The sequence below is a fragment of the Bradyrhizobium sp. 41S5 genome (assembly GCF_011516665.3).
In the GTDB taxonomy this organism is placed as follows: Bacteria; Pseudomonadota; Alphaproteobacteria; order Rhizobiales; family Xanthobacteraceae; genus Bradyrhizobium; species Bradyrhizobium quebecense.
Genome location: NZ_CP083721.1, coordinates 6,537,151 through 6,555,951, shown reverse-complemented (window position 1 = coordinate 6,555,951; position 18,801 = coordinate 6,537,151). Strand labels below are relative to the sequence as shown.

At 65.0% G+C, this 18,801-nt stretch carries 20 protein-coding genes; 8 read left to right on the top strand and 12 right to left on the bottom strand.

Features of this window, described 5'->3' with window-relative positions; translation table 11 throughout:
* Positions 1-9 precede the first annotated feature (9 nt).
* Genes HAP47_RS31510 through HAP47_RS31500 form a run of 3 tightly spaced genes read left to right on the top strand, consistent with a single transcriptional unit; the run spans position 10 to position 2,158 of the window.
* Positions 10-645, top strand: a complete 636-nt coding sequence (locus HAP47_RS31510; RefSeq protein WP_371821827.1) for a CoA pyrophosphatase — start codon at positions 10-12, stop codon at positions 643-645.
* Positions 642-905: a DUF6111 family protein gene (locus HAP47_RS31505; RefSeq protein WP_173641222.1), complete on the top strand. Its 264-nt coding sequence runs from the start codon at positions 642-644 to the stop codon at positions 903-905. The genes HAP47_RS31510 and HAP47_RS31505 overlap by 4 nt, the downstream gene beginning before the upstream one ends.
* The gene (locus tag HAP47_RS31500) at positions 902-2,158 is read left to right on the top strand and encodes a CCA tRNA nucleotidyltransferase (protein WP_173641223.1); all 1,257 of its coding nucleotides are present in this window, start codon (positions 902-904) and stop codon (positions 2,156-2,158) included. The genes HAP47_RS31505 and HAP47_RS31500 overlap by 4 nt, the downstream gene beginning before the upstream one ends.
* A gap of 142 nt (positions 2,159-2,300) precedes the next feature.
* Here the strand turns inward: HAP47_RS31500 and HAP47_RS31495 are convergent, their stop codons facing one another.
* The 6 genes from HAP47_RS31495 to HAP47_RS31470 form a co-directional block, all read right to left on the bottom strand.
* The gene (locus HAP47_RS31495) at positions 2,301-2,561 is read right to left on the bottom strand and encodes a YodC family protein (RefSeq protein ID WP_173641224.1); all 261 of its coding nucleotides are present in this window, start codon (positions 2,559-2,561) and stop codon (positions 2,301-2,303) included.
* Between the two features lie 112 nt (positions 2,562-2,673).
* A complete protein-coding gene (locus HAP47_RS31490; protein ID WP_173641225.1) occupies positions 2,674-3,414 on the bottom strand; it encodes an HAD family hydrolase in 741 nt (246 codons plus the stop codon).
* The gene (hemF, locus tag HAP47_RS31485) at positions 3,405-4,301 is read right to left on the bottom strand and encodes an oxygen-dependent coproporphyrinogen oxidase (protein WP_173641226.1); all 897 of its coding nucleotides are present in this window, start codon (positions 4,299-4,301) and stop codon (positions 3,405-3,407) included. The genes HAP47_RS31490 and hemF overlap by 10 nt, the downstream gene beginning before the upstream one ends.
* A 2-nt stretch (positions 4,302-4,303) precedes the next feature.
* Positions 4,304-4,669, bottom strand: a complete 366-nt coding sequence (locus tag HAP47_RS31480; protein WP_173643035.1) for a 6-pyruvoyl trahydropterin synthase family protein — start codon at positions 4,667-4,669, stop codon at positions 4,304-4,306.
* Positions 4,670-4,703: 34 nt separating this feature from the next.
* Positions 4,704-5,336 carry a 7-carboxy-7-deazaguanine synthase gene (gene queE, locus HAP47_RS31475; RefSeq protein ID WP_173641227.1) on the bottom strand — a complete coding sequence of 211 codons (633 nt, stop codon included), beginning with the start codon at positions 5,334-5,336 and terminating at the stop codon, positions 4,704-4,706.
* A 10-nt stretch (positions 5,337-5,346) separates the two neighbouring features.
* On the bottom strand, positions 5,347-5,847 hold the full coding sequence (locus HAP47_RS31470; RefSeq protein ID WP_173641228.1) for a tRNA (cytidine(34)-2'-O)-methyltransferase: 501 nt from the start codon (positions 5,845-5,847) through the stop codon (positions 5,347-5,349).
* 277 nt (positions 5,848-6,124) lie between these two features.
* Here HAP47_RS31470 and petA point away from each other — a divergent pair, with 277 nt between their 5' ends.
* From petA to HAP47_RS31455, 3 genes are all read left to right on the top strand, one after another.
* Positions 6,125-6,655 carry a ubiquinol-cytochrome c reductase iron-sulfur subunit gene (gene petA / locus HAP47_RS31465; protein ID WP_173641229.1) on the top strand — a complete coding sequence of 177 codons (531 nt, stop codon included), beginning with the start codon at positions 6,125-6,127 and terminating at the stop codon, positions 6,653-6,655.
* Positions 6,656-6,727: 72 nt separating this feature from the next.
* Entirely contained in the window at positions 6,728-8,800 is a 2,073-nt protein-coding gene (locus HAP47_RS31460; RefSeq protein WP_173641230.1) for a cytochrome c1, read from the top strand.
* Between the two features lie 165 nt (positions 8,801-8,965).
* Positions 8,966-9,640 (top strand): dienelactone hydrolase family protein, encoded by a 675-nt coding sequence (locus tag HAP47_RS31455; protein ID WP_173641231.1) that lies wholly within the window; start codon positions 8,966-8,968, stop codon positions 9,638-9,640.
* 146 nt (positions 9,641-9,786) lie between these two features.
* Here HAP47_RS31455 and HAP47_RS31450 read toward each other — a convergent pair whose 3' ends face one another.
* Positions 9,787-10,785, bottom strand: coding sequence for a VOC family protein (locus HAP47_RS31450; RefSeq protein ID WP_231168493.1), 999 nt, complete (start codon positions 10,783-10,785; stop codon positions 9,787-9,789).
* A 342-nt stretch (positions 10,786-11,127) separates the two neighbouring features.
* On the opposite strand from HAP47_RS31450, the gene HAP47_RS31445 reads away from it, so the two are divergent.
* Together HAP47_RS31445 and HAP47_RS31440 are read left to right on the top strand one after the other, a co-directional pair.
* Complete coding sequence (locus tag HAP47_RS31445; RefSeq protein ID WP_173641233.1) at positions 11,128-13,293, top strand: anthranilate synthase component I; 2,166 nt, start codon at positions 11,128-11,130, stop codon at positions 13,291-13,293.
* Positions 13,294-13,307: 14 nt separating this feature from the next.
* Positions 13,308-13,847 carry an adenine phosphoribosyltransferase gene (locus tag HAP47_RS31440; protein WP_074131621.1) on the top strand — a complete coding sequence of 180 codons (540 nt, stop codon included), beginning with the start codon at positions 13,308-13,310 and terminating at the stop codon, positions 13,845-13,847.
* A 156-nt stretch (positions 13,848-14,003) separates the two neighbouring features.
* On the opposite strand, the gene HAP47_RS31435 is transcribed toward HAP47_RS31440, so the two are convergent.
* The 5 genes from HAP47_RS31435 to HAP47_RS31415 all read right to left on the bottom strand — a co-directional run bounded on the left by HAP47_RS31435 (position 14,004) and on the right by HAP47_RS31415 (position 18,735).
* Positions 14,004-14,672, bottom strand: coding sequence for a hypothetical protein (locus HAP47_RS31435; protein WP_173641234.1), 669 nt, complete (start codon positions 14,670-14,672; stop codon positions 14,004-14,006).
* 85 nt (positions 14,673-14,757) lie between these two features.
* Positions 14,758-15,501, bottom strand: a complete 744-nt coding sequence (locus tag HAP47_RS31430) for a hypothetical protein (protein WP_173641235.1) — start codon at positions 15,499-15,501, stop codon at positions 14,758-14,760.
* Positions 15,502-15,664: 163 nt separating this feature from the next.
* The gene (locus HAP47_RS31425) at positions 15,665-16,924 is read right to left on the bottom strand and encodes a M48 family metallopeptidase (protein ID WP_173641236.1); all 1,260 of its coding nucleotides are present in this window, start codon (positions 16,922-16,924) and stop codon (positions 15,665-15,667) included.
* A 34-nt stretch (positions 16,925-16,958) separates the two neighbouring features.
* Positions 16,959-17,519 carry a LemA family protein gene (locus HAP47_RS31420; protein ID WP_173641237.1) on the bottom strand — a complete coding sequence of 187 codons (561 nt, stop codon included), beginning with the start codon at positions 17,517-17,519 and terminating at the stop codon, positions 16,959-16,961.
* A gap of 250 nt (positions 17,520-17,769) precedes the next feature.
* Positions 17,770-18,735 carry a small ribosomal subunit Rsm22 family protein gene (locus tag HAP47_RS31415; RefSeq protein ID WP_173641238.1) on the bottom strand — a complete coding sequence of 322 codons (966 nt, stop codon included), beginning with the start codon at positions 18,733-18,735 and terminating at the stop codon, positions 17,770-17,772.
* Positions 18,736-18,801 lie beyond the last annotated feature (66 nt).

Genomic DNA, 18,801 nt, shown 5'->3' with positions numbered 1-18,801 from the left:
CCGGCGACGATCAGCTCGACGGAATTCTTCGCGCGAGCCCGGACGCGGCTCGATTTCGAAGTGCCGCCGGGTCTGGTCGATCCGAATATCATTCCGCGCACCGGAGATTCCGGCAACGATCGCATGCTCGAGATCGTGGCGCAGGAGCAGCCGGTGCGGCCGGCCGCGGTACTGATCCCGGTGGTCGACCATCCCGAGCCGACCGTGCTGTTGACGCAGCGTTCGCCCAATCTGTCGAGCCACGCCGGTCAGATATCGTTTCCCGGCGGCAAGATCGACGCCACCGATGCCTCGCCGCTCGATGCGGCGCTGCGCGAAGCCTGCGAAGAAGTCGGGCTGAGGCGGGAATTCATCGACCCTGTCGGCTATCTCGACCTCTATGGCACCGCGTTCGGCTTCCGCATCCTGCCGACGGTCGCCAGGGTGAAGCCGGGATTTGCCTTAGAGATCAACGAGGCCGAGGTCGTCGATGCGTTCGAGGTGCCGCTCGCTTTCCTGATGAATCCCGAGAATCATCAGATCCACACCAAGGAATTCCGCGGCATGGACCGGTCCTACTACGCGATGCCGTTCGCCGAGCGCTACATCTGGGGCGCGACCGCGGGCATCCTGCGCGTGCTGTATGAGCGGATCTATCTGTCATGATCCGCACGGTGTTGACCGAGGTCGGAGTCTTTCTGATCCCTTTCGCGGTCTATGCCATCTTCCTCATCGCGACGCGGTCCGGCGTGACGCTGCCGGCATCCTGGCCGCTCGACATGATCGCGAAGCTGACGCTGGCGGCGCTGGTGCTGGTCATCGTGAGCTTCGTGCTGCTCGCCGAATTGACCGGCGCGCCGCCGAACTCGACCTACGTTCCCGCCCATATCGAGAACGGCAGGCTGGTGCCGGGAGCTGAGAGATGAGCGAGGTGCGCCTGTTGTCCGACGCGCCATGGCTCGCCTGGGGGCCGGCGGCGCGCGTGCTCGGCCTGCTCAACGCCGACGGCGAGGAAGCGCGGGTGATCGGCGGCGCTGTGCGCAACGCGCTGATGCGGATTCCGCTCGCCGACATCGACATCGCCACCACGGCATTGCCGGAGGAGGTGATCCGCCGCGCCAAGCGGGCGGCCATCAAGAGCGTGCCGACCGGGATCGAGCACGGCACGGTGACCCTGGTCGTCGACGGCCATCCCTTCGAGGTGACGACGCTGCGCGAGGACACCGAGACCTATGGCCGCAAGGCCAAGGTGGCGTTCGGGCGCGACTGGGTGCGCGACGCCGAGCGGCGCGACTTCACCATCAACGGCCTGTCGGTCGACGCTTCAGGCGTCGTGCATGATCACGTCGGCGGTCTCGCCGACATCGAAGCAAAGCGGGTGCGCTTCATCGGCGATCCCGCGCAGCGGATTGCCGAGGATTATCTGCGCATCCTGCGCTTCTTCCGCTTCCACGCCGCCTATGGCGCAGGCGAGGTCGATCGCGCCGGCTATCTCGCCTGTATCAGCGGTCGCGCCGGGATTGCCGGCCTCTCGGCCGAGCGCATCCGGATGGAGATGCTCAAGCTCGTGGTCGCGAACGGTGCCGCAAGCGCGGTGGTCGCGATGGGCGACGGCGGATTGCTGCTGCCGCTGTTCGGCGGCGTCGCCTATACCGGGCCGTTCGCGGCGATGATCGAGATCGAGCAGCTGTTGGGGCTTGCGCCGAGCGCGACGCGCCGGCTCGCCGCGCTGACGGTTGCCGTGACCGAGGACGCGCGGCGGATCGCGAGCCGGCTGCGGCTCTCCAACGCCGAAGCCAAGGCGCTCGATTCGATGGGTCACCGCTGGTGGCGCCTGCCCGGCATGGACGAGGCGCGTGCCAAGCGCAGGCTCTACCGGCTCGACGAGGAGCCGTATCGCGACCGGCTGCTGATCGCTTGGGCGCGAACCGGCGCGGACCGCGACGTCGTGCAGTGGCGCGCGCTCGCCACGCTGCCGCAACGCTGGCGCGCGCCTCACTTTCCCTTGCGGGCGTCGGATTTCATCGCGCGCGGGATTGCCGAAGGACCTGCGCTGGGGCATGTCCTGACCCTGGCCGAGGATGCCTGGCTTGCCGCGGATTTCCCGCTGGATCCGCAGGTGCTGTCTGGCATCGCCGACCAGACCGTGGCCCGTTTCACCCGCGACCATCGGCTCTAGATTTTTTCGCCGGATTTTCGTGCCGGCATCTCGATGCCGCCGTGATCATCGGCGGCACGGGGACGATTGGCTGAACGACGATTGAACTTGGTGTGGAGACGATGCCGCCGGCATGTGCCAGGCAGCATCGCGCCAACAGATCTCACGCCGCCTTATGCTTCTTCTTGCGGTCGCCGTCGTCGTTCTCGTCTTCGTCGTCCTCTTCCTCTTCGTCGTCGTCTTCCTCGTCATCTTCCGGATCGATCTCGGTCGATTCGAGTGCGACGAGCGGCAGGGTTTCGCGAAACAGATCGCCGTCCGTGCCCATCCACAGGCACTCGACCTTGTCCTCGTCGACTTCGACCACCGTGATCGGATGGCCGCCGGATTTCAGCATGACGACATCGCCTGGTTTCAGTTCCATGATTTTCCCTCCGCGCTGGATGACGCGGACGGCAAGTTAGCGGCCGGTGATGACAGTCCGATCACGGCCGACGTTCTGCGCGGTGGATTTTGCTGTGAAAACAGAGGCTGCGTTATTTGCGCGCGGCGGGAACCAGTTCGGTCAGCGAGCGGATGATGCGGTCGGGCTTGATCGTCGATCCCGGCGGCAACCCTGCGCCATGTACGTCCATCCAGATCGCGTAGATGCCAAGCCGCTGCGGCGCCACGACTTCCCACTCCAGATTGTCGCCGATCATCCAGGTATCAGATGCGGAGACACCGAGCGCCTCCATCGCGTGCAGATAGGCGCGCTCCTCGGGCTTGCCGAAGCCGTGCTCGCCCTCGATCTGGATGTGATCGAAGCGATGGCCGAGCGCGAAGCGCTCGACCTTGGCGCGCTGCATGTCGGCGGCACCGTTGGTGACCAGCGCGAGCTTGATGCCGAGCGCCTTGAACGCATCGATCGCCTCATGCGCGCCGGGGAAGATGAACATCTCCTCCTCGCGATAGGCGGTGAAGCGATCGGCGATGCGGTCCGCGAGATCGTCCGGCAGTGCACGGTGGCCGGCCGCCGCAAGCTGAGCGAAGCCGCCCTTCACGGTGAGCCGCCGCGCCTCGCCGAGCTTGATCCGCCAGATCGGCTCGGCCGTCGACCAGAATTGCCGTGCAGAGGCCAGCAGCGCGGTTGCAACCTGATCCGGGGGCAGGGGCGCCAGCTCCGCGGCGAATTCGGTGGCGATCGTGTTCCAGGCGATCTCCGGGCGTCCATAGGCCGACAGGATGGTGTCATCCATGTCGATCAGCATCGCGCGCGGCAGGTTCATTACGGCCATTTCACCTCCGGCGGCAGCGACGACAGGATCGAATCGACATTGCCGCCGGTCTTCAGGCCGAAGATGGTGCCGCGATCATAGAGCAGGTTGAACTCGACATAGCGCCCGCGGCGGATCAGCTGCTCGTCGCGATCTTCCGCGCTCCAGGCGGTCTCGAAATTGCGCCGCACCAGGTCGGGATAGATTTTCAGGAAGCTGCGCCCGACGTCCTGGGTGAAGGCGAGGTCGGCCTCCCAGTCGCCGCTGTCATGCCAGTCATAGAAGATGCCGCCGATGCCGCGGGCTTCCTTGCGGTGTGGCAGATAGAAATAGTCGTCGCACCATTTCTTGTACTTGTCGTAGTCGGCGACGCCGTTCGGACCGCTGCAGGCCTCCTTCATCGCGGCATGGAAGGCGACCGTATCGGGGTCTTCCTGGGTGCGTCGCCGGTTCAGCACCGGCGTCAAATCGGCGCCGCCGCCGAACCAGGCCTTGGTGGTGACGACGAAGCGGGTGTTCATGTGTACGGCGGGCACGTTCGGATTGCGCAAATGCGCGATAAGCGAAATGCCGGAGGCCCAGAACCTCGGATCGTCGGCGGCACCGGGAATCTGCGCGCGGAATTCGGGGGCGAACTCGCCATGCACGGTCGAGCAGTGCACGCCGACCTTCTCGAACAGCCGGCCCTTCATGATCGACATCACGCCGCCGCCGCCGGGCTTGCCGGTGTGGTCGGTGCGATCCCAGGGGGTGCGCACGAACCGGCCGGCAGCGCCGGGATAGAGCGCTGCGGGGGCATCGTCCTCGAGCTTCTCGAAGGCCGCGCAGATGTCGTTGCGCAGCGCCTCGAACCAGCCGCGTGCACGCGCCTTGCGGTCCTCGATGATGGCGGGGTCTGTTGGCAGCATGGCTAACCTTGCGGGCCGAAATAGGTACAGCTCTCGTTGCAGCTGTCGCGATGGACGGTGACGCGGGTCAGCTTGCCCGCGTGTTGCAGCCGCTCCCAGATGAAGCGTGAAAGATTCTCCAGCGTCGGCACGCCGATCGCCTCGATCTTGTTGAGGAACTTGTGGTCGAGCGTCTTCTGCACCTCGGCCATGGCGCGTTCGAGCAGGCCGAGATCGACCACCATCCCGGTTTTCGGATCGGGCGTGCCGCGGACGGTAACCTCGGCTCGAAACGAGTGACCGTGGATCTCCTCGCTGGCGGTGCCAAAGGTCGTTCCGGATAGCGCATGCGCAGCCTCGAACCGAAACGCTTTCGTCAATTCCCACATCTCGTTCAACAATCCAGTTCTGACAAAGTAGAGTTCACCTAATGCCGAGCGTCTTGTGCGTCTGCACGCTGAGGCGCCATTGCGGGTGCTTAAGGCAGTATTCGATCGCCCGCTCGGTATTTTCGATCACGTCGGGGCCGTCCATCGGCTGCAGCGAGAAGCGCTCGAAGGAGAGTCCCGCGAAGTCCTCCGGCGCGTTCTCCGGCTGCGGATAGACCAGCTTGAGCTCGTGCCCCTTGCGCACCACGAGCTCGGAGGCGGCCTTGGGGCTGACGCAGACCCAATCGAGCCCGTCGGGTGGGGCGATGGTGCCGTTGGTCTCGATCGCGATCGCAAAGCCGTGGCCGTGCAGGGCCTCGATCAGAGCTTTATCGACCTGCAGCAGCGGCTCGCCGCCGGTCAGCACCACGTAGCGGTCGGCTTCGCCCCCGGTCCATTGCGCGGCGATGGTGCCGGCGAGCTCGGCCGCGTCGGCATAGCGGCCGCCGAGCGTGCCGTCGGTGCCGACGAAATCGGTGTCGCAGAACCGGCAGACTGAGCCGGCGCGGTCCTGCTCGCGGCCGCTCCAGAGGTTGCAGCCGGCGAAGCGGCAGAACACGGAGGCCCGGCCCGCATGGGCGCCTTCGCCCTGCAGGGTGAGAAAGATCTCCTTGACCGCGTAGCTCACCAAATATCCCTTAAGTTACCGAACCGGCAGTCCCTGAGCCGGCAAGTCCCGAACCGGCGAGTCCTGAACCCGTCTGCCGCTGCGCTTCTCCGACTGCCATGGCCACGGTGACCGCCACATTGAGCGAGCGCAGGGAAGGCTTGATCGGAATCAGCAGCCGCGCATCCGCGGCGGCCACCACGGCCTCGGTCACCCCTGCCGTTTCGCGTCCGAACAGCAGGACATCGGAGGCCGAATACGCGAAATCAAGATAGGATTTCGCCGCCTTGGTCGTGAACAGGACCAGCCGGCATCCGGCCTCGGCCCGCCATTCCTCGAATTTCGACCATGAGTCGTGACGCTTCAACCGCACATGGTCGAGATAGTCCATACCCGCCCGGCGGAAATTCCGGTCCGAGGTGTCGAACCCTGCTGGTTCGATGATATGGGCTGCCACGTCCAGGCAGGCGCAAAGGCGCAGAATCGTCCCTGTATTCTGGGGGATGTCGGGCTGGAACAGCGCGATCTGCATGGTGCGGGCGACCTGTGAAATCCGGATGAAATTGTCTCAATAAAACATCGCTCGGCGCGGATTTCGTGCATTGCACGTGTGCGAGCCGATAGCGGGCTTGCGCTCGTCCGGCAAGGGTGCCAATAGAACGATTCTGGACTGCTGTTCCGCCATTTGGGGTGGGGAATAGTGGTTTTCTGCCGCCGCGGGGGCCGCGGGCGCCGGCAGCCTTTCTTGGGGCGCGTTCTGCGTCTCCGGGGCGGTTCCACCGGCTGCAGAAAAGAAAGGGCTAGGAATCGTGACGACAGCGTCTTCGGCGGACCATCCGACACGCCGTGATTTTCTTTTTGTTGCAACCGGAGCTGCCGCCGTCGTCGGCGCAGCCGCGACCGTCTGGCCGCTGGTTGCCCAGATGAACCCGGATGCCGCGACGATCGCGGCCGGCGCGCCGATCCAGGTCGATCTGACGCCGATCGCCGAGGGCCAGGACATCAAGGTTTTCTGGCGCGGCAAGCCGATCTACATCAGCCATCGCACCAAGAAGCAGATCCAGGAGGCCCAGAGCGTGGCGCTCTCGAGCCTGCCCGATCCGCAGCCCGACTCGGCCCGCGTCAAGGCAGGCCACGACCAGTGGCTGGTCGTGATCGGCATCTGCACCCATCTCGGCTGTATCCCGATCGCCCATGAGGGCAATTACGACGGCTTCTTCTGCCCCTGCCACGGCTCGCAGTACGACTCCTCCGGTCGTATCCGCCAGGGGCCGGCGCCCGCCAACCTGCCGGTGCCGCCCTACGCCTTCCTTACCGACACCAAAATCCAGATCGGCTAAGTCCCGGACATCACGGGACTTCGGCTTCCCCTTGGACCCATCGCGTCGTTTTTCTTCTTCAGGATCGCATCAATGAGCGGACCATCTGATTTTCAACCGAGCAACCCCGCCTTGAAGTGGATCGAACGGCGCCTTCCGATCTTCGGCCTCGTCCACTCCTCGTTCGTGGCCTATCCGACGCCGCGCAACCTGAACTACTGGTGGACCTTCGGCGCCATCCTTTCGCTGATGCTGGCGCTGCAGATCCTGACCGGCGTGATCCTGGCGATGCACTACACGCCGCACGCCGATCTCGCCTTCAAGTCAGTCGAACTGATCGTCCGCGACGTCAACTACGGCTGGCTGTTGCGCAACATGCATGCCTGCGGCGCGTCGATGTTCTTCTTCGCCGTCTACATCCACATGTTCCGCGGTCTCTATTACGGGTCGTACAAGGAGCCGCGCGAGGTGCTGTGGATCCTCGGCGTCATCATCTACCTGCTGATGATGGCGACGGGCTTCATGGGCTACGTGCTGCCGTGGGGCCAGATGAGCTTCTGGGGCGCCACCGTCATCACCAATCTGTTCTCGGCCGTGCCGTATTTCGGCGAGAGCATCGTGACCCTGCTGTGGGGCGGCTATTCGGTCGGCAACCCGACGCTGAACCGCTTCTTCTCGCTGCACTACCTGCTGCCGTTCGTGATCGCCGGCGTGGTCGTGCTGCACGTCTGGGCGCTGCATGTCGCGGGGCAGAACAACCCGGCCGGCGTCGAGGCCAAGACCGAGAAGGATACCGTTCCGTTCACGCCCTATGCGACGATCAAGGACGCGTTCGGTGTGTCATGCTTCCTGATCTTCTTCGCCTGGTTCATCTTCTACATGCCGAACTACCTCGGCGACGCCGACAACTACATCCCGGCGAATCCCGGCGTGACCCCGGCGCACATCGTGCCTGAATGGTACTACCTGCCGTTCTACGCGATCCTGCGCTCGATCCCGAACAAGCTCGCCGGCGTCGTGGCGATGTTCTCGGCGATCATCATCCTGTGCTTCCTGCCCTGGCTCGACAGCGCACGGACCCGTTCGTCGAAGTATCGTCCGCTGGCCAAGCAGTTCTTCTGGATCTTCGTGGTGGTCTGCATCCTGCTCGGCTATCTCGGCTCGCAGCCGCCGGAAGGCATCTATGTGATCGCCGGCCGCATCCTGACGGTGTGCTACTTCGCCTACTTCCTGATCGTGCTGCCGCTGCTCGCCCGCATCGAGACGCCGCGCCCGGTGCCGAACTCGATCGCCGACGACGTGCTGGCGAAGAGCAAGGGCAGGGTGGCGACCGCAGCCTCCGTCATGCTTGCGCTGGTGGTGGCTGGCGGCGTGTTCGCGGGCAGCACCCAGAACGCCAAGGCCGAGGAGGGCGGCGACGCCCCGCCGGCCCAGAGCTGGTCGTTCTCCGGCCCGTTCGGCAAGTATGACCGGGGCTCGCTGCAGCGTGGCCTGAAGGTCTACAAGGAAGTCTGCTCGGCCTGCCACGGCCTGTCCTATGTCGCGTTCCGCAATCTCGCCGATGCCGGCGGCCCCGGCTATTCGGAGGCGCAGGCGGCTGCGTTTGCGTCCGAGTACAAGATCAAGGACGGCCCCAACGACCAGGGCGAGATGTTCGAGCGTCCGGGCCGCCCGGCGGACTACTTCCCGTCCCCGTTCCCGAACGAGCAGGCCGCGCGCGCGGCCAATGGCGGCGCCGCGCCGCCCGATCTATCGCTGATCACCAAGGCGCGGTCCTACAAGCGCGGCTTCCCGCAATTCGCGATCGACTTCTTCACCCAGTACCAGGAGCAGGGCCCCGACTACGTCGACGCCATCCTGCAGGGCTTCGAGGACAAGGTCCCGGCCGGCGTGACAATCCCGGAAGGCTCGTACTACAACAAGTACTTCCCCGGCCACGCCATCAAGATGCCGAAGCCGCTGTCCGACGGTCAGGTGACCTTCGACGACGGTTCGCCGGCGACGGTCAAGCAATACGCGCACGATGTCACCACGTTCCTGATGTGGGCCGCCGAGCCGCACATGGAAGAGCGCAAGCGGATCGGCATGCAGGTGTTCTTCTTCCTGGTGATCTTCGCCATCCTGATGTACTTCACCAAGCGCAAGGTCTGGGCCGACGCTCACTGACCTCGGGCATGGTAGCGCGCGTTTGAAAAAGCCCCTTCGGGGGCTTTTTTGTTTGCTCCCATCATTGCGAGCCGTTGGCCCGCAATGACGGCTAATTGATTGCTTCCTGGCTGTAGTGCGGACAAAATGCCGGCCAATCGGCCGGCAAACATTGCGGAGGAACTCATGGGTACCAGCATCAACTTCAAGCGTCCGGACGGCAAGGAAGCGTCAGGCTATCTCGCCAACGCCGCGCGCGGCAACGCGCCTGGGGTCGTCGTGATCCAGGAATGGTGGGGGCTGCAGGACCAGATCAAGGGAATGTGCGACCGCTTCGCGCGGGCCGGTTTCGATGCGCTGGCGCCCGACCTCTACAAGGGCAAGGTGGTGCCGTATCACGACACGGACGCGGCCGGCAAAGAGATGAACTCGCTCGACTTCATGGACGCCACCACGCAGACAGTGCGCGGCGCCGCGCAATATCTCGGCAAGAACGGCGCCAAGGTCGGCCTGACCGGATTCTGCCTCGGCGGCGCGGTGACCATTATCGGCGCCACCAAGATCCCGGAGCTGACCGCCGGTGTGGTGTTCTACGGCATTCCGCCGGAGCAGGCGGCCAAGCCGGCCGACGTGAGAATTCCGCTGCAGGGCCATTTTGCCACCAAGGACGACTGGTGCACGCCGGCACTGGTCGATGGTTTCGAGAAGGCGATGAAGGCCGCCGGCAAATCGCTGGAGCTGTACCGCTATGACGCCGAGCACGGCTTCGGCAACGAGCAGCGCCTGTCGGTGCACGACCGGCAGTGCGCCGAACTGGCCTGGGACCGGGCGACGGAGTTCTTCAGGAAGCATCTGGGGTAGTACGTTTGCAAACACCGGCGTCGTCCCGGCGAAAGCTGGGACCCATACGCCGCGGCTCTGGCAATGGACACACTGGCAGTCATCTCGCCAAGCAACTGCGCCCGTGGTTATGGGTCCCTGCTTTCGCAGGGACGACGGCGAGAGGTTTAGCTCTCCGCCTTCACCCCGTCCCACCACGGACAGGTGCCCGACATCAGCTTGAAATTGCCTTCCAGCACCTGCACCGGGGCGCGCTTGCCCTCGGCGGCGGCGCGCATCCGCATCTCGCGCGCGACGGCGCGGTCCTCCGGCGACAGCCAGACGCGCTCGTGGCCCCACAGGCTCGGGCCATCATGCATCTCGAATGGCGTCCAGTTCGCCGGGTCGATCTCGCGGCCGCCCCAGCCGCACTCGACCATGAAGGCTGACGGCGACTTGGCGTAGAACGACGTCATCAGGTCGTTGGTGTGACGGCCGAGCGTGACGTTGACCCGGTCTTCCTTCATCGCGATGTCGTAGGCCTGACCGACATCGTCGAGCGAGAACAATTCCACCATCAGATGATGCATGCCGTTGCTGCCGGTCTCGATCAGCGCCAGCGAATGATGGCGCGCATTGACGTGAAAGAAATAGGCGCGGAACGGTTTTTCGATGTAGTCGCTGAGGCCGAAGCCGAGCACATCGACATAGAAGCTCATCACCGGCGCAATGTTCTCGACGGTCAGCACGGCGTGGCCGAGGCCGAGCGGCCCGGTGCGGAAACCGGAAATGGATCGTCCCGGCTTGAACGGCGTGTCGTCGATCTCGGCGCCGTGAAACGCCTCCAGACGGTTGCCGCCGGGATCCCGGAACGAGATCAGGCCGTGCACCCGCCGCGCATCGGCAAGCGCCTGCGGCTCGGCGGTCACGGCAACGCCGGCATGCTCCAGCCGCGCCGCCAGCGCGTCGAGGGCTGCGGCATCCGCGACCTCCCAGCCGAAGAACCTTGTCCCTTCGCCCTGGGCGCGGTCGATCACAATGCGCTGCTTGCGGTCGTCCATCCGGAAGGCGAGCAGCGAATTGCCGCGCTCGATCGCCTGCAGCCCGACCAGACCGGTGCCGAATTGCCGCCAGTCGTCGAGCGCGTCGGAGCCGAAGCCGGCATATCCGAGACCCAAAATCGCCATCTGCGTCTCCGCCATCTGCCTGTCTTTTGGGCGGCTGACCGGCCGCCATTTCGACAAATCCTACGCGGATTCCGGTCGCTTCAAACCCCGAAAATGCCGTCCAAGCGGGCGTCCAGGATTGGGGCAGGCGTGTCAGGCCATCCCTTGACACGGCCCGCGCCGGGTGGTGAGTAGCGGCCATGAGCACCGTTGCCAGTCCATCCCGTCGTTGGTGGCCCACCTTCTCATAGGTGGCCGGTGCGTTTTCATTTCCCAAAAACGTCGAAGGTCGCCATCGCAGTGCGACGGTACCTTCCTTTGTCCTGTGTGGCGCTCTCTTCCCAAGTCTCGTAAGAGGATCACATGAACAGGACAGTCTTCTCCCTGCCGGCCAAGAGCGAATACCTCACCAATGGCGGCCTTGCGGTGGCGCGCGTGGTCGAGCAGTTCACCGGCGGCGCCAACCGCCTCGACGACCTGATCGCGCTGCTCGACCGCCGCCGCGGCGTGGTGCTGTCCTCGGGCACGACAGTGCCGGGCCGCTACGAGAGCTTTGACCTCGGCTTTGCCGATCCGCCGCTGGTGCTTGAAACCTCGGGCACCGATTTCGCGCTGCAGGCGCTGAACCCGCGCGGAGAGGTCCTGATCGCCTTCCTCGGCGACGTGCTGCGCGAGCCCTGCGTCGTGATCACCGAGCGCAGTGCCACGCGGCTCGCCGGCCATATCATCCGCGGCGCCGCGCCGGTCGAGGAAGACCAGCGCACCCGCCGCGCCAGCGTGATGTCGCTGGTGCGCGACATGGTGGCGGCGTTCACCTCCAATGCCGATCCGCTGCTCGGCCTGTTCGGCGCCTTCGCCTACGACCTCGTGTTCCAGATCGAGGATCTCGTGCAGAAGCGCGCTCGCGAGGCCGACCAGCGCGACATCGTGCTCTACGTGCCGGACCGGCTATTGGCCTATGACCGCGCCACCGGCCGCGGTGTGGCGCTGAATTACGAGTTCACGTGGAAGGGCAAATCCACCGCCGGCCAGCCGCACGAAACCGCGCCGAGCCTCTACGCCAAGACTGGGCGGCAGGGCTTTGCCGATCACGCGCCGGGCGAATACCAGGCGACGGTTGAAGTGGCGCGCGCGGCGTTCGCCCGCGGCGACCTGTTCGAGGCGGTGCCCGGGCAGCTGTTTGCCGAGCCTTGCGAGCGCTCGCCGGCGGAGGTGTTCCAGCGGCTCTGCCGCATCAATCCGTCGCCCTATGGCGCGCTGATGAATCTCGGCGATGGCGAATTCCTGGTCTCCGCCTCGCCCGAGATGTTCGTGCGCTCCGACGGCCGCCGGGTCGAGACCTGCCCGATCTCCGGTACTATCGCGCGCGGTTCGGACTCGATCGGCGATGCCGAGCAGATCCGCAAGCTCCTGAACTCGGAAAAGGACGAGTTCGAGCTCAACATGTGCACCGACGTCGATCGCAACGACAAGGCGCGCGTCTGCGTGCCCGGCACCATCAAGGTGCTGGCGCGGCGGCAGATCGAGACCTACTCGAAGCTGTTTCACACCGTCGACCACGTCGAGGGCATGCTGCGGCCGGGCTTCGATTCGCTCGACGCCTTCCTGACCCATGCCTGGGCGGTGACGGTGACCGGCGCGCCGAAACTGTGGGCGATGCAGTTCGTCGAGGATCACGAGCGGTCGCCGCGGCGCTGGTACGCCGGCGCGATCGGCTGCGTGAATTTCGACGGCAGCATCAACACCGGCCTCACCATCCGCACCATCCGCATGAAGGACGGCCTCGCCGAGGTGCGCGTCGGCGCGACCTGCCTGTTCGATTCCGATCCGGCTGCGGAGGATCGTGAGTGCCAGGTCAAGGCCGCGGCGCTGTTCCAGGCGTTGCGCGGCGATCCGCCGAAGCCGCTGTCGGATTTCGCGCCCGATGCCACCGGCTCCGGCAAGGACGTGCTGCTGATCGATCACGACGACAGCTTCGTGCATATGCTGGCCGACTATTTCCGCCAGGTCGGCGCCAACGTCACCGTGGTCAGGCATATCCATGCCCAGGACATGCTGAAGCAGCGTGGCTGGGACTTGCTGGTGCTGTCGCCCGGGCCGGGTCGCCCGGAGGATTTCGGCATCGCGAAAATCATCGACACCGCTCTGGAGAAGAAGCTGCCGATCTTCGGCGTCTGCCTCGGCGTGCAGGCGATCGGCGAATATTTCGGCGGCCAGCTCGGCCAGCTCGGCCAACCCGCGCACGGCCGGCCCTCGCGCGTCCAGGTCCGCGGCGGCAGGCTGATGCACAATTTGCCGAATGAGATCGTGATCGGCCGCTATCATTCGCTCTATGTCGAGCGCGACAGCGTGCCCGAGGTGCTGGCGGTGACCGCGACCACCGAAGACGGCGTTGCGATGGTGATCGAGCACAAGACCCTGCCGGTCGGGGGCGTGCAATTCCATCCGGAATCGCTGATGTCGCTCGGCAACGAGGTGGGCCTGCGCATTGTCGAGAATGCATTCCGGCTTAATCTGCCGGCCAATTGAGGATTGCGAGACCAATGACCTTCGACCACGACATCAAGGCGACCGTTCGCACCATCCCGGACTACCCGAAGAAGGGCATCCTGTTTCGCGACATCACGACCCTGCTCGCGGATGCCCGGGCCTTCCGCCGCGCGGTCGATGAGCTGGTGCATCCCTGGGCGGGGGCGAAGGTCGACAAGGTCGCGGGCATCGAGGCCCGCGGCTTCATCCTCGGCGGCGCGGTGGCGCATCAGCTCTCGGCCGGCTTCGTGCCGATCCGCAAGAAGGGCAAGCTGCCGCACACCACGGTGCGGATCGCCTACTCGCTGGAGTACGGCATCGACGAGATGGAGATGCATGCCGACGCCGTGCAGCCCGGCGAGCGCGTGATCCTGGTCGACGATCTGATTGCGACCGGCGGCACCGCGGAGGGCGCGGTGAAGCTGCTGCGCCAGATCGGCGCCAATGTGGTCGCCGCCTGCTTCATCATCGACCTGCCCGATCTCGGCGGCGCCGCCAAGCTGCGCGCGATGGACGTTCCGGTGCGCACGTTGATGGCGTTCGAAGGGCATTAAAGCATGATCCGGAAAAGTGCGAAGCGGTTTTCCGAGAAGATCATGCTCAAACAAAGAGCTATTGCGCGATGACGATTCAACCTAATCTCATCGCGCTTTAGCGGCACTCTCTCCACACGTCGTCCCGGCTCGCGCTTCGCTTGGCCGGGACGACAGTCATCCCCGTTGCAGCAGCATGCTCAGCTCGAGATCGCGGAACGTGGTGTAATTCCGCCGGATCCACTGATGCAGCTCGGTCGATGAGTCCCTCTCCTGGCGCAGATAGCCGGTGAAGGAGAAGGTCAGCCGGTCGATATAGGTCTTCAGGAACACCGGCAGCGCGCGGAAGCGCAGCACCCGGCTGCCGGCCATGACGGACGGCAGCTCGCCGCGCACCACGAACTCGTTGTCGATCACGACGAGCGCGTTCGGTGGGATCATGCGCTGCAGCGTCTGGTAGCCGTGCACCGAGGCGCGGTCGGTATCGGCCACATACAGGATCACGGGCGAGACGTGGCGGCGCAGTGCCTCCTTCATCAGCCCGATCTGGTCGACCATTTTGAAGAATTCGTCGAAGGCGTGGTAGCCGAGGTCGATCACCTTGGCGATGCCGTCATTGACGATGACGCGGTCCATCAGTTGCATCTTGCCGTAGGTGTCGATCACGTCGGCGGTTTCCGTGATCCGCGGCAGATAGTCGAGCAGCGACGGCTCCTTCAGATTGATGTCGTAGCAGACGACGTCGCCGTTCTTGAGCAGCAGGAATTCGCCGAGCAGCCGCGCGATCAGCGTCTTGCCGACCTGCGGGCGGGGCGAGCAGATGATGTAAACGGGCGTGGACGACATCGCCCGCTATATCAGGCCAAATTTTCGCCTAATCCAGCCCCATCGCCGCCCCCCAGCACGATTTTTTCGCTGCTCTTGTGCGCGACTATTTTTCGCCCTTGGCCGACTTGGCGCCGACCAGGTCGGTCAGCTTGATCCGGTCGTACTCGCTCCAGACATTGGCGAGCCAATGCCGGACATAGCCGCGCAGCACGAAGGAGTAGTTGGCGGCGTCGTCGTTGATGCCCTTGTTGGCAACGAATTTCAGGAACGGAACGGAGGAGACCTCGACCTGCTCGTAGGCCATTTCGTTGAGCTTCGGGATGGTGAGGTCCACGGCATCCTTGATGCGGTGGAAGTAGGAATTGTAGGTCGCCTGGTCCCACTGGAAGAACTGGGTGTCGTTGATGAAGTTCTTCACCAGGAAGTACTTCGCGCCGCCCATGAAGTTGGCGGTCTCCGCGATCTCGTCCAGCGAGGCGATCGAGGGGCCGAGGATGTGGAACACGGCGAAGGTGATCTGGCCGGAGCGCGCGGCGTCGAGGAAGCCGATGTCGCGCAGCGAGGCCAGCGCGGGCGACAGCAGGCCGGCGCGGACGTCGATCACGGTGACCGAGGAACCGGCGTTCAGTGTATCGAAGATCTTCATCTGGTCCGCGGTCGTCGTCATGTCGACGATCTCGGTGATGTCGGGGTGGAAGCGCTTCAGCGTGCCGCGCGGCGACTCGGTGTCGAACGCCCGGGTCTGCACGTTGTTGGCACTGAAATAGTCCAGGAGCGTCCGCGAGACGGTGGTCTTGCCGACCCCGCCTTTGTCCGCGCCCACCACGATCACAACCGGCTTTGCCATGGAAGTCCCTTAAAGCGCGCTCCCGACCGCGACGGCGATCGGCAAGTCCCCATACTGCTTTGGGCGCGAACATGGCAGAATCGAGGGAGAATTCAATTCCTTAAGGTGCCCATGGCCGGCTTGGTGGGGATTTCCTTAATGGACTGAGTGGTCTAGGGCACGATCAGCGGTGGCGGCCCCAAGGGCCTTGAAGCGGGCCTTGAAGCGGGCCCTGCAGAGGATCCAGCGGTCCCAATGGTCCCTGTGCGGGGCTGGTGCCGGGCAGCGGCGGCGGATTGTTCGGTTGTGCAGGCGGCGTGTCGCCCCATGGGCCATGGGTGACAGGCGGAAGCGGATCGCCCGACACCGACGGCTGGTCCTGCGTTTCCGTAGCGTCCGATGTCTCATCCGGCAGCGCCAGCGGTCCGGGATCGTGCCCGCCGGCATATTTCACCAGGGCATCGACCCGGGACTTCACCGACGGATGGGTGGCAAACAGGTCGGCAAACCCCTCGCGCGGATTGTCGACGCAGAGTTCCATCACCGCCGATGTGGCGCCCGGCAACTCGCCGCGGTTTTCGATCTTGCGCAGTGCCGAGATCATCGCATCGGGATTCTTGGTCAGCTCGACCGATCCGGCATCGGCGAGGAATTCGCGCGACCGCGACAGCGCGAGCTTGACCACCTGCGACAGCAGCCATGCGAGTACGATCAGCGCGACCGCGATGATGATCACGACGATCGCGCCGCCGCCCGAGCCCTTGCTGTCGCGGTCCGACGAGGATGACGACGATCGGGAGGATGACGAGGACGACCAGCCGCCACCACCGCCGCTCCACGACAGATTTGTGAACAGGCGGAAGAACAGTTCGCCGAAGAAGCCGACCACGCCGGCGATGATCACGGCGACCACCATCAGCTGCACGTCGCCGTTCTTGATATGGGTGAGCTCGTGGCCAAGCACGGCCTCGATCTCCTGGTCGTTCAGTGCCCTCAGAAGACCCGTGGTGACGGTGATGGCGTATTGCCGCGGGTTCAGTCCGGTCGCGAATGCGTTCAGCGCCGGACTGTCCATCACCTTCAGCTTCGGCATCGGGATGCCGCGCGAGATGCAGAGGTTTTCCAGCAGATTGTAGAGCCGCGGCTGCTGCTGCCGCGTCACGCTTTCGCCGCCGGTAACGGCGTCGATCATCTTCTGGTGGAAGAAATAGGCGATCACGATCCAGGCCACCGCCGCGATCGTTGCCCATGGGAAGGCCGAGACGAGGTCGCGCGAGGCATGGGTCAGATAGTAATCGGCCGTGCGGCCGCTATCGGTCATCACCTCCGCGACCAGCGCGCCGGCATAGACCAGCACGTAGATCAGCAGGAACAGGCCGGCGAGCAACAGCATCGAACGAAACTTGTTCGATGCGATGTGCGTGTAGAGACCATAGGCGGCCATGACGGAGCAGCCTCTCGCCGGCGCGCGTTGCGCCTCAGAACTTCACGCTCGGTGCCGCCTCGACCTCTGTGCGGCTGGCGCCGAGGTCGAAGAAATCCTTGCGGGTGAAGCCGAACATGCCGGCGAACAGCGCGGCCGGCATCTGCTGGATGCCGGTGTTGTATTCCTGGACCGCGTTGTTGAAGAAGCGGCGGCTGGCGGCGATCTTGTTCTCGAGATCGGAAAGCTCCGAGGCGAGCTGCTGGAAATTGGCGTTGGCCTTGAGGTCCGGATAGGCCTCGGACAGTGCGATCAGCCGGCCGAGCGCGCCGGAGAGCTGGTTCTCCGCCGCCGAGACCTGGGCCGGCCCCTGTGCCGACATCGCAGCCCCACGTGCCTTGATCACGTCATCGAGCGTGCCGCGCTCGTGGGACGCATAGCCCTTCACCGTCTCGACCAGATTCGGGACCAGGTCGTGGCGCTGCTTGAGCTGCACATCGATGTCGGCAAAGGCCTGGCTGACCCGCTGGCCGAGCGCGACGAGGCGGTTGTAGGCGCCGAACGCAAACAGCACGAGTAGGACGATGACGCCGATAACGATCCAACTGGTCGACATGACAAGGCAGCTCCTGATGGACGAGACGGCGGCACCGTAGCCCAAGATTGGGGCGCAGGGCAGCCCGCCGCGAAAAGGTGGGCAATCGTTGGTCGGAACAGAACCAAGATTGGTTCAACATTCGTCATCCCGGCGAAAGCCGGGACCCATAACCACCAATCTTGATGATGAAGCAAAGCCGACGCCGCTTGTGCCCCTTCCGCGGGCCGCGGCGTATGGGTCCCGGCCTTCGCCGGGACGACGCAAGCAGCTAAACTGCATCGCCCCAGCGCCAACGCCGGGCGCTGGCGTAATCAGCCTTGGCACGGCGGGGTACTCGGGCGACGACGACGCCCTCGGGCGTACAGAGCTTGGCCGCAACCTCGACCTTGCCGACATCGGGCTGCGCCAGCACGCGCGATGGCCGGTTCTCAACGCGCGCGCGGCTCAGCACGACATAGGCGAAGCGCTCGTCCTCGAACGGGGCATCGGCGCCCTTGACCTGCTTGTGCGCGCGCGAGCGTTGCAGGCGCTGCGAGAAATGGCACCAGTCGGGCGCGACCAGCGGGCAGCCGCCGTCATGCGGGCAGGGGGCTATGACATGCGCGCCGGCGGCGATCAATCGGGCGCGGAGTGCGATGATCCGCGCATAGCCCGCGGGCGTGCCGGGTTCGACGACCAATAAAGTATCGCCGGTTTTGGACCACAGCGTATCGGCCAGTGCCGCGCGCTCGGTTTCGCCGAGCTCGCCGATCATGTAGCTGGCGACGACGAGGTCGGCCGGATCGGCCTTGTCCAGCAAGGCGCGGGCCTGGCCGAGTTCATAGTTGATGTCGCGCAGACGAATGCTGCCGTGAAACAGCCCCTCGGCGAGCGTTCGTAACGCGCCATTGGCGTCGAGCAGGGTGAAGCCGTTTAGCGATGTGAACGTCTCCGCGGCCGCCCAGGTCGCGGTCCCGGGGCCGGCACCGACATCGAGCAGGCTCGCCGGCGCGAAGTCCGGCCGGATCTCCGTCAGCGCATTGAGGCTCGCTACCACGGCGGCATAGGTCGCCGGCATCCGCGCCAGCGCGTAGGCCAGCGCATCGGTTTCGGTCCGGATCGTCCCGGAGCCGCCGCCCTCGCGATAGGTCTGCGAGATCACGGCGGCGCGGCCGGCGGCATCGCTGCGCGACAGGCCTTCGAGCCTAGCGTTGAGGGCCGTCCTGAGTTCGGCGGGGAGGTCGGGTGAAGTCATGGTTCGCCGTCATCCTGAGGTGCGAGCGCTTGCGAGCCTCGAAGGATGACAATCACGAGTCGTGGC

What these genes read in the sequence shown, in the direction of transcription:
- HAP47_RS31505 (WP_173641222.1), top strand. Translation starts at nt 642, where the DNA reads ATGATCCGCACGGTGTTGACCGAGGTCGGAGTCTTTCTGATCCCTTTC.
- HAP47_RS31500 (WP_173641223.1), top strand. Translation starts at nt 902, where the DNA reads ATGAGCGAGGTGCGCCTGTTGTCCGACGCGCCATGGCTCGCCTGGGGG.
- HAP47_RS31495 (WP_173641224.1), bottom strand. Translation starts at nt 2,561, where the DNA reads ATGGAACTGAAACCAGGCGATGTCGTCATGCTGAAATCCGGCGGCCAT.
- HAP47_RS31490 (WP_173641225.1), bottom strand. Translation starts at nt 3,414, where the DNA reads ATGGCCGTAATGAACCTGCCGCGCGCGATGCTGATCGACATGGATGAC.
- hemF (WP_173641226.1), bottom strand. Translation starts at nt 4,301, where the DNA reads ATGCTGCCAACAGACCCCGCCATCATCGAGGACCGCAAGGCGCGTGCA.
- HAP47_RS31480 (WP_173643035.1), bottom strand. Translation starts at nt 4,669, where the DNA reads ATGTGGGAATTGACGAAAGCGTTTCGGTTCGAGGCTGCGCATGCGCTA.
- HAP47_RS31470 (WP_173641228.1), bottom strand. Translation starts at nt 5,847, where the DNA reads ATGCAGATCGCGCTGTTCCAGCCCGACATCCCCCAGAATACAGGGACG.
- HAP47_RS31460 (WP_173641230.1), top strand. Translation starts at nt 6,728, where the DNA reads ATGAGCGGACCATCTGATTTTCAACCGAGCAACCCCGCCTTGAAGTGG.
- HAP47_RS31455 (WP_173641231.1), top strand. Translation starts at nt 8,966, where the DNA reads ATGGGTACCAGCATCAACTTCAAGCGTCCGGACGGCAAGGAAGCGTCA.
- HAP47_RS31450 (WP_231168493.1), bottom strand. Translation starts at nt 10,785, where the DNA reads ATGGCGATTTTGGGTCTCGGATATGCCGGCTTCGGCTCCGACGCGCTC.
- HAP47_RS31445 (WP_173641233.1), top strand. Translation starts at nt 11,128, where the DNA reads ATGAACAGGACAGTCTTCTCCCTGCCGGCCAAGAGCGAATACCTCACC.
- HAP47_RS31440 (WP_074131621.1), top strand. Translation starts at nt 13,308, where the DNA reads ATGACCTTCGACCACGACATCAAGGCGACCGTTCGCACCATCCCGGAC.
- HAP47_RS31435 (WP_173641234.1), bottom strand. Translation starts at nt 14,672, where the DNA reads ATGTCGTCCACGCCCGTTTACATCATCTGCTCGCCCCGCCCGCAGGTC.
- HAP47_RS31430 (WP_173641235.1), bottom strand. Translation starts at nt 15,501, where the DNA reads ATGGCAAAGCCGGTTGTGATCGTGGTGGGCGCGGACAAAGGCGGGGTC.
- HAP47_RS31425 (WP_173641236.1), bottom strand. Translation starts at nt 16,924, where the DNA reads ATGGCCGCCTATGGTCTCTACACGCACATCGCATCGAACAAGTTTCGT.
- HAP47_RS31420 (WP_173641237.1), bottom strand. Translation starts at nt 17,519, where the DNA reads ATGTCGACCAGTTGGATCGTTATCGGCGTCATCGTCCTACTCGTGCTG.
- HAP47_RS31415 (WP_173641238.1), bottom strand. Translation starts at nt 18,735, where the DNA reads ATGACTTCACCCGACCTCCCCGCCGAACTCAGGACGGCCCTCAACGCT.